Raw genomic sequence first — 13,476 nt, 5'->3', positions numbered from 1 at the left:
GCGGGCCACTCGGAGTCGATGGGCGGTGTACCGGCGGATCCGAGTGGCAGCGCGGCGCAGGGAGCGGAAGCGGCAGTGGCAGTTCAGCAGGCGGCGGGTTCGGACCCGTACTTCCCGGACCACGGTGACGCCCGGTACCGGGTGCACCGCTACGAGCTCGCGCTGGACTACCGCCCCGCCCCGAACCGGCTGGCCGGGAGTGCCCGGATCAACGCCATAGCGGGGCGTTCACCGCTCGCCGAGTTCATGCTCAACCTGTCCGACTTCAAGATCGGCCGGGTGCGGGTGGACGGCCGGCCGGCGCATTACACGCACCGGGGCGGGAAGCTCAGGGTCCGGCCCGCGAAGTCGGTGCGGTCCGGGGCCGCGTTCACGGTCGAGGTGCACTGGTCGGGCAATCCCAAGCCGGTGCACAGCCCGTGGGGCGGGCTCGGCTGGGAGGAACTGGAGGACGGGGCGCTGGTGGCGAGCCAGCCCATCGGGGCGCCGTCCTGGTATCCGTGCAACGACCGGCCCGCGGACAAGGCGTCGTACCAGATCTCGATCACCACCCCCTCCGCGTACGCGGTGGTGGCGGGCGGGCGGCTGCTGACCCGTACGACCAAGGCGTCCACGACGACCTGGGTGTACGAGCAGGCCGCGCCCACCTCCAGCTATCTCGTCGGGCTGTCGATCGGCAAGTACCAGACGGTGCTGCTCGGCGACCCGGGTCCTGGCGGGGTGCCGCAGCACGGGCACATCCCGGCGCATCTACTGCCGGAGTTCTCCCGGGACTTCGCGCGGCAGCCGCAGATGATGGAGCTGTTCCAGGAGCTGTTCGGGCCGTATCCGTTCGACGAGTACGCGGTCGTCGTCACGGAGGAGGAGCTCGATGTGCCCGTGGAGGCCCAGGGGTTGTCGCTGTTCGGTGCCAACCACGTGGACGGCGCCCGGGGTTGGGAGCGGCTGGTGGCGCACGAGCTGGCGCACCAGTGGTTCGGCAACAGCGTGTCCATAGCGGACTGGCGGCACATCTGGCTGAACGAGGGGTTCGCCAAGTACGCCGAGTGGCTGTGGTCGGAGCGCTCGGGGGGTCGTACGGCCCAGCAACTGGCCGCCGCCGCACACCGGTTGCTGTCCTCGCTCCCCCAGGACCTGCGGCTGGCCGACCCGGGCCGCAAGTCGATGTTCGACGACCGGCTCTACGAACGCGGCGGGCTCACCGTGCACGCGCTGCGCTGCGCCATGGGCGACGAGGCGTTCTTCCGGATGCTGCGCGGCTGGGCCGGGCTGCACCGGGGCGGGGCCGTGACCACCTCGACGTTCACGGCCCACGTCAACCGGTTCGCGGACGAGCCGCTGAACGGGCTGTTCGACGCGTGGGTGTACGGAGCGGCGCTGCCTGCGCTGCCGACGGCGATCCCGGCGCGGCCGACGCACCCGCCGACCAACACCGGCACGGTGCAGCCGTGACCCGGCGTGCCGCACGGCAACGGCCCGGCTGCCCCTGCGGTCTTCAGCAGCCCTACGACGACTGCTGCGGCCGCTTCCACCGGGGTGCCTCGGCGGCGCCCACCGCCGAAGCGCTCATGCGGTCGCGCTACGCCGCCTTCGTGAGGCTGGAGCGGGACTACCTGCTGCGCACCTGGCACCCCCGGACCCGTCCCGGCTCACTGGACCTCGATGCGGGCCTGCGCTGGACCGGCCTTGAGATCCTGGGCACGACCGACGGTTCGGCCTTCCACGGCTCCGGGACCGTGACGTTCCGCGCCTCGTTCAAGGGCGGCTCCCTGCACGAGCGCAGCCGATTCGAGCGGGTCGACGGGGCCTGGGTGTACGTCGACGGGGAGTTCCTCGACTGAACTTCGGGCCGACTGAACTACGGGGCGAGGATGTCGAGTTCCTGAAGGGCGCCCTCCGCGATCTCGCGGGTCAGCGCCTCCGCGTGGCCCGCGTCGCCCGCGCGGATCGCCTCGGCGAGCCGGACATGCAGGGTGACGGCGGCCGGGTCGGGGTCCTCGAACATGACCTCGTGGCGGGTGCGGCCGGTGAGGACCTCGGCGACGACGTCACCGAGGCGGGCGAACATCTCGTTGCCGGAAGCGTTGAGGATCACCCGGTGGAAGGCGATGTCGTGGAGGAGGTAGCCCTCCAGCCGGTGGCCCTTGGAGTTGGCGACCATGCCGAGCGCGCACTCGGTGAGCTCGGCGCACTGTTCGGCGGTCGCGTGCTTGGCGGCGAGCCCCGCCGCCACCGGCTCGATCGCCGAGCGCAGCACGGTCAGTGAGCGCAGCTGCTGCGGACGGTCGGCGCCGGCCAGCCGCCAGCGGATGACCTGGGGGTCGTAGACGTTCCACTCGGCCTTGGGCCGGACCGTCACGCCCACGCGGCGGCGGGACTCGACCAGGTGCATGGACTCCAGGACCCGGACCGCCTCGCGCATCACGGAGCGTGAGACGTCGAAACGCTGGGCGAGTTCGTCGGTGCGCAGAACGCTGCCCGGCGGGTACTCGCCCGCGGTGATCGCGGGTCCGAGGGCTTCCAGTACGCGTCCGTGCAGCCCCCGGCCCAATGTGCTCATGCACTCAGAGTACGGGGCACGTCACAACAAGAAAAAGTCAGACTTATTCATCACAGGGTCTTGAATTCGTCGTACGTAATCGGCTTCAGTTGCGTCGACATCGGATGTCGAGGGCGACAACGGACAGTGAGGCAGCGATGAGTACCCCGAAGGTCGTCGTGGTCATGGGCGTCGCGGGCACCGGGAAGACCACCATCGGTCCCCTGCTCGCGGCCCGGCTCGGCGTCCCGTACGCCGAGGCCGACGACTTCCACCCCCCGGCCAACATCGCCAAGATGTCGGCCGGCACCCCGCTCACCGACGACGATCGGTGGCCGTGGCTGGACGCCATCGGCTCCTGGGCGCACGGGCGGGCGGGACTCGGCGGGGTGGTCAGCTGCTCGGCGCTGAAGCGGTCGTACCGCGACCGGCTGCGGGGCGAGGCGCCCGGGGTCGTCTTCGTGCACCTGGCGGGGGACCGCTCCCTCATCGAGGACCGGATGTCGCACCGGCAGGGGCACTTCATGCCCACCGCGCTCCTCGACTCGCAGTTCGCCACGCTCCAGCCCCTCCAGGAGGACGAGGCCGGGGTCGTGGTGGACGTGTCCGGCAGTCCGGAGGAGATCACCGGACGGGCCGCGAAGGCGCTCGCCGAACTCCCGTGACACCCCTTTCCACACCCTTTCCGAAGAGCACCCTTTCCGAAGAACATCCCCGTACCTGCAAGGGACCCCCGTGACCAGACTCAGCGTCGAGATGCTGGCAGCGGACGCACCGGAGCCGATCACCTCGGCCGGTCACGCTCAGCTGGGCATCGCCGTCCTGGTGGGCATCGCCGTCATCGTGCTGCTCATCACCAAGTTCAAGCTCCACGCGTTCCTGTCGCTGACCCTGGGCACGCTCGTGCTCGGCGCGGTCGCCGGAGCGCCGCTCGACAAGGCCATCCTCAGCTTCACCACCGGGCTCGGCACCACGGTCGCCGGCGTCGGCGTGCTGATCGCCCTCGGCGCGATCCTCGGCAAGATGCTCGCCGACTCGGGCGGGGCCGACCAGATCGTCGACACGATCCTCGCGAAGGCCGGCGGCCGTTCGATGCCGTGGGCGATGGTCCTGATCGCCTCCGTCATCGGGCTGCCGCTGTTCTTCGAGGTCGGCGTCGTGCTGCTGATCCCGGTCGTGCTGATGGTCGCCAAGCGCGGCAACTACTCCCTGATGCGGATCGGCATCCCGGCCCTCGCGGGTCTGTCCGTCATGCACGGCCTGGTGCCGCCGCACCCCGGCCCGCTGGTGGCGATCGACGCGGTGCAGGCCAACCTCGGGGTGACCCTCGCGCTCGGCGTGCTGGTCGCCATACCGACGGTGATCGTCGCGGGGCCGCTGTTCTCGAAGGTCGCGGCCCGCTGGGTGGACGTCCCCGCGCCCGACCGGATGATCCCGCAGCGCGCCTCGGAGGAACTGGAGAAGCGGCCCGCCTTCGGCCCCACACTCGCCACGATCCTCCTCCCGGTCGTCCTGATGCTCTCCAAGGCTCTGGTCGACATCGTGATCGACGACCCCGACCACACCGTGCAGCGCGTCTTCGACGTCGTGGGCTCGCCGCTGATCGCCCTGCTGGCGGCGGTGCTCGTGGGCATCTTCACGCTCCTGCGCCCCGCCGGCTTCGGCAAGGACCGCCTCACCCCGCTCGTCGAGAGGGGCCTCGCACCGATCGCCGGCATCCTGCTGATCGTCGGCGCGGGCGGCGGCTTCAAGCAGACCCTGATCGACTCCGGAGTGGGTCAGATGGTCCTGGACATCTCCGAGGACTGGTCGATACCGGCGCTGCTGCTGGCCTGGCTGATAGCGGTGGCGATCCGCCTGGCCACGGGTTCGGCGACGGTGGCCACGGTCTCCGCGGCCGGCCTGGTGGCCCCGCTCGCCGCCGACATGTCGACCGCCCACACGGCCCTGCTCGTCCTCGCCATCGGCGCCGGCTCGCTCTTCTTCAGCCATGTCAACGACGCCGGGTTCTGGCTGGTCAAGGAGTACTTCAGCCTGGACGTCGGCCAGACCGTCAAGACCTGGTCGATCATGGAGACGATCATCTCCGTGGTCGGGGGCGGTCTGGTGCTGCTGCTGTCGTTGGTCCTCTAGCGGTACGACCACGAGGGCACCCGGACGGGCGAGGCACGGTTTCCGGCCTCGCCCGTCCGCCGTTGCCGGTCCGCCCCTGGGGAGCCGGCGTCGAGGTGCCCTAGAGTCACCGCATGCGGCGAAGGACGGGACTGGCGGTGGCCGGGGCTGCGGCCCTGGCCTGGGGCGAGTGGGTGAACCGGCGCTGGTCCCGAGCACTCGTGGGGAACAGCCAGGGCGCCTCCACGGCCGTGGTGGTGCTCGGCTACCGCAATTCCGGGGCGACGGTGAACCTGGTCAACCGATGGCGGGTGCGTGCCGGGATCCGCTCCGCCACCGCCGACGGTGCGCACGGGACCTGCGTGATCTTCAGCGGCGGTACGACCGGCGGCGGCGCCACGGAGGCCCGGCTGATGGCCGACTACGCGAAGTCGGTGCTCGCCTTCGACGGCCCGGTGCTCCTGGAGGACCGTTCCACGACGACGTGGGAGAACATCGCGAACGTGATCCCGCTGCTCGAGAACGCGGACCGCGTCAAAATCGTCTCCCAGCCGGCTCACGCGCTCAAGGCCCGCGCGTACCTGCGGCGGCAGCGCCCGGATCTGGCGGCGCGGCTGGTGCGCGCGGACGACTACCGCCCCGGCGAATGGATCGTGGTCAAACCGCTGCTGGCGCTGTACGGACTGTGGACGCTCCGCGGTCTGCGGGCCGACGAACGCAGGCTCGCGCCGTAGCGAGCGGCTGTCGCGTGAGGTCGCTCAGCGAGAGCCGGCGCTACGGCCGCCACAAGGGGTGCTCCCGTTCCGCCCACTCCCGGCTCACCGAGCCCGTCCGCAGCCCCCGTCGGGCCTCCGGGTCGCCGAGGGCCATGCCGATGTGGCCCGCGAGGACGATGCCGATGGTCAGCGCCAGCCAGTCGTGGACGAAGGTCGCGCTGGTACGCCACTGGATCGGGGTGAGGTGGGTGAACCACATCAGCAGGCCGGTGCCGAGCATCACGAGGGTCGCGCCGGCGATCCAGGAGGCGTAGATCTTCTGGCCCGCGTTGAACTTGCCCGCCGGGCGGGAGGACCGGCGTTTGTCGCGGTGCAACGCGGCCCGCAGCCAGATCCGGTCGTGCGGGCCGAAGCGGTTCAGGTAGCCCAGGTCGGCGCGGAAGGCGCGGGAGGCCAGGCCCGCGAGGACCGGTACCGGCAGGGCCAGGCCCGCCCACTCGTGGACGCGGACCACCAGCTCACGGCGGCCGACGAGTTCGGCGAACTGGGGGACGTAGAGACAGGCCGCCGTCACCACGCAGATGCCCATCAGCGCGGCTGTGGCCCGGTGGACCCACTTCTGGCCGCGGCCGAAACGCCGGACACGGGTCGGCGAGGGGGCGTCAATTCGTAGGCTCATCGTCCCGCCCGTTCGATCGGCCGACCCAGGCGTCCACGTCGTAGCCGCGGTCCTCCCAGTAGCCCGGCTCCACGACCTCGGTGACGGTGATGCCGGACAGCCACTTGGCGGACTTGTAGAAGTACATCGGCGCCACGTAGAGGCGGACCGGGCCGCCGTGGGAGTGGCCGATGTCCTTGTCCTGCATGCGTAGCGCCACCAGGACGTCCGGGCGGCGGGCCTGGTCGAGGGTGAGGCTCTCGGTGTACGCCCCGTCGAAGCAGCTGAAGCGGACGGCGCCCGCCTTGGCGGTCACTCCGGCGGCGTCCAGCAGCGCGGAGAGCCGTACGCCTTCGAACGGCGTGTCCGGGACCCGCCAGCCCGTCACGCACTGCACGTCCTTGACCAGCCGGGTCTGGGGCAGCGCCCGCAGGTCGGCCAGGGTGTACGTCCGCGGGTGCGAGACCAGACCGTCGATCTTGAGCTGGTAGTTCCCGGCGTTCTTGTGCGGCACCGAGGACGTCACGGAGTAGTAGCGGAAGCCGCCGCCGTTGGGGAGCAGGCCCGTCAGACCGGTGGGGTCCTTGTCGGCGGCGCTGCCGAGGAAGGCCTCCAGGCCGCGTTGCAGGGTGGGCGCGGACACCACGCCGAGCGCGCCCAGGCCGAGGGTGCCGAGGAGGACACGGCGGCCGATGGGCCGGCCGCGCTGCTCCTCGGGCTGTTCGGAGTTCACGTACTCATTCGAACACCCGCGATGCCTGCGGGACCAGGACTCGCGGGTGCTCGTCAGACTTCCGTAACCACTTCTCACCGCGTTCTCAGGCTGCTACGACGCCTCCTCGGCGGCCTTCTCCAGCTGGAACGCCTCGTTTCCGAGCCCGATCCGGGCGTGCGCCTCGGGCTTGCGGGCCCGCAGGAGCAGGCCCTGCGCCAGGCCCACCAGCACGGCCAGCCCGATGATGCCGGGCAGCACCCAGCTGAGCGAGGAGTCCGGGCCCGCGCCGACCAGGACGTCGAAGTCCTTCACCGTGTAGACGGCGATCACCAGCAGGGCGATCCCCGCGAGGGCAGAGGTCGCCAGGCGCCAGGCCTGCGCACCCGCCGCCCCGCGCCGGACGAAGAAGACGACGACCGAGGCGGAGGCCGCCGCCATCAGCACGATCACCCCGAGGGAACCGATGTTCCCGAACCAGGTGAACAGGTGCAGGACCGGCACGGTCGGGTCGCCCGTGGGCTTGTCGTCGGCGATCGCGAAGACGGCCACGACCAGCACGGACACGGCGGTCTGGAGCAGCGAGCCGGTGCCGGGCGCGCCGCTCGCGCTGTTGGTGCGGCCGAAGGCGGCGGGCAGCAGGCCCTCCCGGCCCATGGCGAAGGCGTAGCGGGCGACGACGTTGTGGAAGCTGAGCATGGCCGCGAACATGCCAGTCACGAACAGGACGTGCAGGATGTCCGTGAAGGTGCCGCCGAGGCGGGACTCGGTGAGCCCGAAGAGCAGTCCGGCGCTCTGCTTCTGGGACTCGGCGACGATCGCCGAGGGTCCGGTGGCGATGGTGAGTGCCCAGCTGCTGAGCGCGAAGAACACGGCGACGCCGCCGACGGCCAGGAACATCACGCGCGGCACCAGGATGTGCGGGCGGCTGGTCTCCTCGGCGTACACGGGTGCCTGCTCGAAGCCGAGGAAGGCGGCGATGCAGAAGCACAGGGCGGTGCCGACGCCGGCGCCGCTGAGGGTGTCCGGGTTGAAGGCGTGCAGGGACAGGCCCTGGGCCGCGGGGTCGGCGACGGCGGCGATGTCGAAGATCACGACCAGGGCGACCTCGACGATCAGCAGGACGCCGAGCACGCGCGCGTTCACGTCGATCTTCAGCCAGCCCAGCGCGCCGACCACCAGCGCGGCCACCAGCGCGGGTATCCACCAGGCCACCGACAGGTCGGCGTACGTGGCGAACAGTCCGGAGACCTCGAAGCCGAAGATGCCGTAGATGCCGACCTGGAGTGCGTTGTAGGCGACCAGGGCGACGAGGGCCGCGGCCGCCCCGGCCGTGCCGCCGAGGCCGCGGGAGATGTAGGCGTAGAAGGCGCCCGCGTTGTGGACGTGCCGGCTCATCTCGGCGTAGCCGACGCTGAACAGGACGAGGACGACGCCGAGGACGACGAAGAGGAGGGGCTGGCCGACGATCCCCATCACCGCGAATGTAGTGGGCATGACACCCGCGACGACCATGAGGGGGGCGGTCGCCGCGAGGACGGAGAGCAGCAGGCCCCCGGTGCCGAGGCGGCCGGCCCGCAGCGCGCGGTCCTGCCCCTTGAACGTACTGATCTCTGGTCTGCTCTTGCTGGAACTCTCGGTGGCCATGGGGACCGTCCTTCTGGGGTTCGGGGGTGTCACACCGTGCCGAGCGCGTGCTCGCGCGCGGTACGGAAGGCGGAGTACGGCTCGCGGTCCGGATAGGACCAGGGGGCCGGGGTGGGGCGTTCGCCGATGCGGTGGAAGAGGGCGGCGGCCTCGGCGCCGCGGCCCTCGCAGACCTTCGCGTGGGCGAGGAAGTTGAGGTCGACCAGGCGGCGGGGGTGGCCCTCCTGCTCCCATTCCAGCCACCAGTCGAAGGCAGCCTTCATCACCTGCCGGGCCCGGCGCCCGGTCCAGTGCGCGGAGGCGGCGGGGTCGTGCGGCTCGTGCCCGGCGGCGGCGAGGGCGCGGTAGCGCTCGGCGTGCGCGATGACCGGCAGGATCGCGAGGGGTGAGTCGGCGGGGGCCTGTTCCGCGGCCCAGTTGGCGAAGTCGTAGACCTCGTGCAGCGGGTCGGGGCCGGTCTCGGCACGGCGCTCGGCGAGCCGGGCGACCATCAGGTGGTGGGCGTGGTGGTGGTCGGCGTACCGCTGCCGGATCTCGCCGAAGACATCGGCGACCTCGTCCGCGGCCCCGAGGTCGCGCTCCAGCAGGAGCAGGCCGAGCCAGGGGGTGGGGTCGGCGGGCGCGAGCCGGGCCGCGGTCCGGCAGGCCTCGCGGGCCGCGGCGGGCTTGCCCTTGCCCCGCCGGACGCGCTGGACCAGGGCGAGGGCGAGCAGTACGGCGGCGTCGGCGGAGTCCGGCTCGGCCACCAGCCAGTCCCTGGCCCAGGCCTCGCTGTACGGCTCGGCCGCGAGCACCGTGACCCGGTGGCCCCGCCGGTCCCACTCGTCACCCGTCCGGGCGAGCAGCGCCCGGACCGCCTGCCACCTGCCCTGCGCCAACGCGGCGCGCACGTCGATGAGTTCGGCGTCGTCGAGGGCCGCGTCGAAGGCCTGGGAGGCGCGTTTGCGACTGCGGCCGAAGGGGGGTGGGGGCGGGGACACCGTGTGGGTTTTCCTCACGGAACATGGCTCGGGGCCGGTGGGGCGGAAGGGGGTGGCGGGGCAGGTGGGAACGGTGCGGAAAGGCGGGATGCCGGGGCGGGTGCGTACGGAAGGGAAGCGGGGTGCCTGGGCGGATGCGGGCAGGCCGACCGTCGACGCGGGCAGGTCGGGGTGCTGATTCGCACCGCCATCGACTGATCACGGACAGCCAACCCTCCGCCAATGGTTTGCGTCAAGGGTCGAAGGCGCATTACACGCGTCAACTGTCCACACCTGGGAGGAAGTTGTGGCGATTTAGTGCTGGTGGGGCGGGGTCAAGTCCCCGCTTCTGTGGCGTACGCCATGGCGCCGCCCTTTCGCGCCCCGCACCATGACGGGACACCCCGTCGCCGAGAATGGTTCGGCGGCCGAGTCGACGGCCCGAATCCGGGTACTCCCAGGGGCGAGCCGGACACTGGGACGCTACAGTCGGCGACTACCACCCCGCCGCCCGGCAGGACGATCGAGGTACGCAGCGTGTCGGTTCTGGTTCTGATTCTCGCCGTGAGTGCTGCCTGTTGCCTGGGCTTCGGCTTCGTGCTGCAGCAGAACGCGGCCCGTCAGGCCCCGCTGAGCGACTTCCTCTCCCCCCGGCTGCTCCTCGACCTGGTGAAGGTACCGCGCTGGCTCGGCGGCATCGGATTGATGGTGGCCGGCATGGTGCTGGGCGCGATCGCGCTCGGTCAGGGCGAGGTCTCCCTGGTCGAACCCCTGCTCGCCACGAACCTGCTGTTCGCCCTCGCCCTCTCCCGCAAGCAGACCAAGCAGCCGCTGGGCCGCCAGGGCTGGGCGGGGCTGGCGCTGCTGGCGGGAGGGGTGACCGCGTTCATCGTGGCAGGCGAGCCGCGCGGTGGTACGGCGGTCACCGATCCCCTCCGCCACTGGCTGATCATCGGCGTCATGATCGGCCTCGCCCTGCTGCTCACGACCTACGCCAAGCGCTCCCGCCTGAGTGCCGGCCCGGTCCTGCTGGCCCTGGCGGCCGGTCTGCTCTACGGCGTCCAGGACGCCCTGACCCGGGTCAGCGGCCAGCGCTTCTCCGCGGGCGGCCTCGCCGAGCTGCTGACCGGCTGGCAGCCGTACGCCGTGCTGGCCCTCGGCATCACCGGGCTCGTCCTGGTGCAGAGCGCGTTCGAGACCGCCCCGCTGCGGATGTCGCTGCCCGCGCTGACCGCGGCCCAGCCGCTCGCCGGGATCGTGTGCGGGGTGGGCTTCCTGGGCGACCGCCTGCGCACCGACACCGCCGCGCTGGCCTGGGAGGCGGTGGGGCTCGCGGCCATCGTCGCGGGCATCGTGCTGCTGGGGCTGCACCCCGCGATGCCCTGCGGCGCCGACCGGTCGGAACCTACGCGGAATCTTCAGCCGAGCTGAGCCGGGTCCCTGCGGGGAGCCGGGGCCTGCGCGGACGCGGGGGGTTGAGGGCGGGACGGTGGCGGGCCGACACTGGGACGTGAGCCGGGGCTTTGATGCGGGCGGCGGCATGGTGCGGGGTTCGGCCTGAGTGCGGGTCACCGTATGGGTGCGTGAGCCTCCTCGACTCCGGACCGGCGCGAGGCTTCGAGCCCCGGCCCGGACACCCGCTCCGGCGCCGGTGACGGCTCCTGTCCAAGGGCGGGTCCGGCCCGACCCTGCGTCCCGGCCCGGACACACCGCCCAGCTTGACTGAACGACCCGGCCTGCATGTACGCCCCGGCCTGGGTGCGCTTCCCTGTATGGATGCGCGCCTCTCCCTCGCCGCGGCCCGCGACATGGGTAGGGGATGCCACCTGCGGGCGGGCCCCGCACGGACACGCCCCCTCCGCCGGCTGCGGAGAGCAGTGCGGGGTCGCAGGTCCGTGCGGATGCTGCGAGCCCCTGCCCAGGCACGCATCCCCGCCCGGGGGCGTACCCCGGCACGGGTACGGCCCCCGCACGGACACGCCACCTCCCCCCGCAGCGAAACCGTGCAGGCTCGCAGGTCCGTGGAGATGCTGCGGGCCCCGGCCCCGGTGCCAGCTCCTGTCCCGGTGCGAGCTGCTGCCTGGGCGCGGGGCTGCTCAGGCGCGTATCCCCCCGCCTCGGTGCGTACCCCGGCACCGGTAAGGGCCCCGCAGGGATGGGCCCCCGGCATGGACCCGCGCCCCTGCTTGGATAGGGGCCATGAGCGCTGCTGACGAGATTCTCGACATCGTCGACGAGCACGACAACGTCGTCGCACAGTCGCCGCGCGGTGAGGCGTATGCCCAGGGCCTGCGTCATCGCTGTGTCTTCATTCAGGCCAGGGACGCCGAGGGGCGCCTCTTCGTCCACCGCCGTACGCCCACCAAGCTGGTCTTCCCGTCCCTCTACGACATGTTCGTGGGCGGAGTGGTCGGCGCGGGTGAGTCCTACGACGACGCGGCCCTGCGTGAGGCCGAGGAGGAACTGGGTGTGACGGGCCTGCCCCGACCGGAGTACCTCTTCAAGTTCCTCTACGACGACGGCGCCGGAAACACCTGGTGGTCCGCGGTGTACGAGGTCCGCTGCGAGCTCCCGGTCAGCCCCCAGGTCGAGGAGGTCGCCTGGCACGACTTCCTGACCGAGGACGAGGTGGAGCTGCGCCTGCGGGACTGGGAGTGGGTCCCGGACGGCCTGGCGGCCTACGAGCGGCTCAGGGCGTACCGGTCGATGGGCTGACCGCCGGGAGCGCCACCGTGACGCGCAGCCCGCCGCCAGGGCGTGGGGCCACGGCGAGCGTTCCGTCGTGGGCGTGGGTGATGGTCTTCACGATGGCCAGGCCGAGCCCCACCCCCGCGTGATCGGTGTGCACGCGCTCGGTGCCGCGCTGGAACGGTTCGGTGAGCGTCGCGGCCAACTCCGGGGTGAGCCGATCGCCGGTGTTCTCGGCCGTGAGCACCACCGCCCCGGGGCGGACGCCGGTCGTGACCCGCACGGTGCCCCCCTCGGGCAGGTTGTGGATGATCGCGTTGTGCACGAGGTTCGTCGTGAGCTGGAGCAGGAGCGCGGGGGACCCGTCGGTGAGGGCGGCGTCCCCGCCGGTCTCGAGGGTGACGCCGTGCTTCTCCGCCAGCGGCAGAAGTTCCTCGGTGGCCTCTTCCGCGAGGAGGGAGAGGTCGACGGGTTCTCGGGTGAAGGACCGCTGGTGGACGCGGCTGAGCAGGAGCAGCGCCTCCGTGAGGTCGATCGCCCGGGCGTTGACGGAGTGAAGGCGTGCCATGACCTCGCCGGTGTCGGCGTGCGGGTCGGCGCGGGCCACGTCGAGCAGGGCCTTCGAGATGGCCAGCGGGGTGCGCAGTTCGTGCGAGGCGTTGGCCGCGAACCTCTGCTGCTCGGCGACATGCGCTTCCAGCCGGGCGAGCATCGCGTCGAAGGCGTCGGCGAGTTCGCGGAACTCGTCCTTGTGCCCCGGCAGCAGGATCCGGTGGGAGAGCGATCCGTGGGTGGCCAGGCGGGTGGCCTCCGCGATGCGGGTCAGCGGGGCGAGCATCCGGCCGGCGAGGATCCACCCGCCCACGAGGCCGAACACCAGCAGGAACGCCAGCACCGCGGCCGCCTTCGGGGCGAAGACCTCCAGCAGGGCGGACCGGACGGGGAAGACACCGCCCGTGGGGCTGTCGTCGGGGTTGTAGAGCATCGCGCGGTTGGGGACGTAACGCAGCAGGAACAGCCACACCGCGCCGAGCAGCAGGAGGCCCGCGACCATGAGGAACCCGGCGTAGCTGAGGGTGAGTTTGAGGCGGACGCTCAACCCGGGTTGCCTATCCACGGTCCGTTCCTCCGACGATGCGTTTGGCGGTCCGGTCACCTGAGGGGCCCAGGCTGTCGCGGATGGCCTGGGCCGGACAGGGCTCGTCCTCGACAGTCAGCACACGCATGCTCCCGATGCTACGAACCGACGCATATCGTCGGCGTATCGAAATCCGCATACGGCCCGACAACATCGCGCTCCCTTGACTTGCGGTACGACGCGGATCCCGCCCTCGGCACGTGCGCGCTCGCCGACGGTGCCTCCCGGACGGCGTGACGGTCGACGACGGCTGCCCGCGCAGGTGTGCCGACCCCATCCCGTACCCGAGGACGCAGCAGTGACCAGC

General features: G+C 71.7%; 13 protein-coding genes. 7 read left to right on the top strand and 6 right to left on the bottom strand.

Features of this window, described 5'->3' with window-relative positions; all coding sequences use genetic code 11:
- The first annotated feature begins 75 nt into the window (after positions 1-75).
- Positions 76-1,452 (top strand): M1 family metallopeptidase, encoded by a 1,377-nt coding sequence (locus D1369_RS32765; RefSeq protein WP_037903154.1) that lies wholly within the window; start codon positions 76-78, stop codon positions 1,450-1,452.
- Positions 1,449-1,841 carry a YchJ family metal-binding protein gene (locus D1369_RS32760; RefSeq protein ID WP_007380906.1) on the top strand — a complete coding sequence of 131 codons (393 nt, stop codon included), beginning with the start codon at positions 1,449-1,451 and terminating at the stop codon, positions 1,839-1,841. Before D1369_RS32765 ends, D1369_RS32760 begins: the two co-directional genes overlap by 4 nt.
- A gap of 17 nt (positions 1,842-1,858) precedes the next feature.
- Here D1369_RS32760 and D1369_RS32755 read toward each other — a convergent pair whose 3' ends face one another.
- Entirely contained in the window at positions 1,859-2,560 is a 702-nt protein-coding gene (locus tag D1369_RS32755; RefSeq protein ID WP_007380907.1) for a FadR/GntR family transcriptional regulator, read from the bottom strand.
- Between the two features lie 137 nt (positions 2,561-2,697).
- On the opposite strand from D1369_RS32755, the gene D1369_RS32750 reads away from it, so the two are divergent.
- From D1369_RS32750 to D1369_RS32740, 3 genes are all read left to right on the top strand, one after another.
- Complete coding sequence (locus D1369_RS32750) at positions 2,698-3,204, top strand: gluconokinase (protein WP_037899406.1); 507 nt, start codon at positions 2,698-2,700, stop codon at positions 3,202-3,204.
- Between the two features lie 70 nt (positions 3,205-3,274).
- Positions 3,275-4,672 carry a gluconate:H+ symporter gene (locus tag D1369_RS32745; protein ID WP_007380909.1) on the top strand — a complete coding sequence of 466 codons (1,398 nt, stop codon included), beginning with the start codon at positions 3,275-3,277 and terminating at the stop codon, positions 4,670-4,672.
- Positions 4,673-4,785: 113 nt separating this feature from the next.
- Entirely contained in the window at positions 4,786-5,385 is a 600-nt protein-coding gene (locus D1369_RS32740; protein ID WP_007380910.1) for a YdcF family protein, read from the top strand.
- 40 nt (positions 5,386-5,425) lie between these two features.
- On the opposite strand, the gene D1369_RS32735 is transcribed toward D1369_RS32740, so the two are convergent.
- The 4 genes from D1369_RS32735 to D1369_RS32720 all read right to left on the bottom strand — a co-directional run bounded on the left by D1369_RS32735 (position 5,426) and on the right by D1369_RS32720 (position 9,364).
- Positions 5,426-6,046, bottom strand: a complete 621-nt coding sequence (locus D1369_RS32735) for a cytochrome b/b6 domain-containing protein (RefSeq protein WP_007380911.1) — start codon at positions 6,044-6,046, stop codon at positions 5,426-5,428.
- Positions 6,030-6,758, bottom strand: coding sequence for a molybdopterin-dependent oxidoreductase (locus tag D1369_RS32730; protein ID WP_037899408.1), 729 nt, complete (start codon positions 6,756-6,758; stop codon positions 6,030-6,032). The genes D1369_RS32735 and D1369_RS32730 overlap by 17 nt, the downstream gene beginning before the upstream one ends.
- Before the next feature lie 93 nt (positions 6,759-6,851).
- Positions 6,852-8,384: an APC family permease gene (locus tag D1369_RS32725; RefSeq protein WP_037899409.1), complete on the bottom strand. Its 1,533-nt coding sequence runs from the start codon at positions 8,382-8,384 to the stop codon at positions 6,852-6,854.
- Positions 8,385-8,413: 29 nt separating this feature from the next.
- The gene (locus tag D1369_RS32720; protein ID WP_007380914.1) at positions 8,414-9,364 is read right to left on the bottom strand and encodes a hypothetical protein; all 951 of its coding nucleotides are present in this window, start codon (positions 9,362-9,364) and stop codon (positions 8,414-8,416) included.
- Positions 9,365-9,880: 516 nt separating this feature from the next.
- On the opposite strand from D1369_RS32720, the gene D1369_RS32715 reads away from it, so the two are divergent.
- Together D1369_RS32715 and D1369_RS32710 are read left to right on the top strand one after the other, a co-directional pair.
- Positions 9,881-10,774, top strand: coding sequence for a DMT family transporter (locus D1369_RS32715; protein WP_007380915.1), 894 nt, complete (start codon positions 9,881-9,883; stop codon positions 10,772-10,774).
- Positions 10,775-11,542: 768 nt separating this feature from the next.
- On the top strand, positions 11,543-12,058 hold the full coding sequence (locus D1369_RS32710; RefSeq protein ID WP_007380916.1) for an NUDIX domain-containing protein: 516 nt from the start codon (positions 11,543-11,545) through the stop codon (positions 12,056-12,058).
- Here D1369_RS32710 and D1369_RS32705 read toward each other — a convergent pair.
- Positions 12,033-13,148, bottom strand: a complete 1,116-nt coding sequence (locus tag D1369_RS32705; protein WP_037899411.1) for a HAMP domain-containing sensor histidine kinase — start codon at positions 13,146-13,148, stop codon at positions 12,033-12,035. The genes D1369_RS32710 and D1369_RS32705 overlap by 26 nt on opposite strands.
- Positions 13,149-13,476 lie beyond the last annotated feature (328 nt).

Origin of the sequence: Streptomyces sp. CC0208, assembly GCF_003443735.1 — a bacterium.
In the GTDB taxonomy this organism is placed as follows: Bacteria; Actinomycetota; Actinomycetes; order Streptomycetales; family Streptomycetaceae; genus Streptomyces; species Streptomyces sviceus.
This window is presented reverse-complemented; position numbering and strand designations above follow the sequence as displayed.

Coding starts and splice junctions, on each gene's coding strand:
- D1369_RS32755 (WP_007380907.1), bottom strand. CDS start 2,560: ATGAGCACATTGGGCCGGGGGCTGCACGGACGCGTACTGGAAGCCCTC.
- D1369_RS32750 (WP_037899406.1), top strand. CDS start 2,698: ATGAGTACCCCGAAGGTCGTCGTGGTCATGGGCGTCGCGGGCACCGGG.
- D1369_RS32740 (WP_007380910.1), top strand. CDS start 4,786: ATGCGGCGAAGGACGGGACTGGCGGTGGCCGGGGCTGCGGCCCTGGCC.
- D1369_RS32735 (WP_007380911.1), bottom strand. CDS start 6,046: ATGAGCCTACGAATTGACGCCCCCTCGCCGACCCGTGTCCGGCGTTTC.
- D1369_RS32725 (WP_037899409.1), bottom strand. CDS start 8,384: ATGGCCACCGAGAGTTCCAGCAAGAGCAGACCAGAGATCAGTACGTTC.
- D1369_RS32710 (WP_007380916.1), top strand. CDS start 11,543: ATGAGCGCTGCTGACGAGATTCTCGACATCGTCGACGAGCACGACAAC.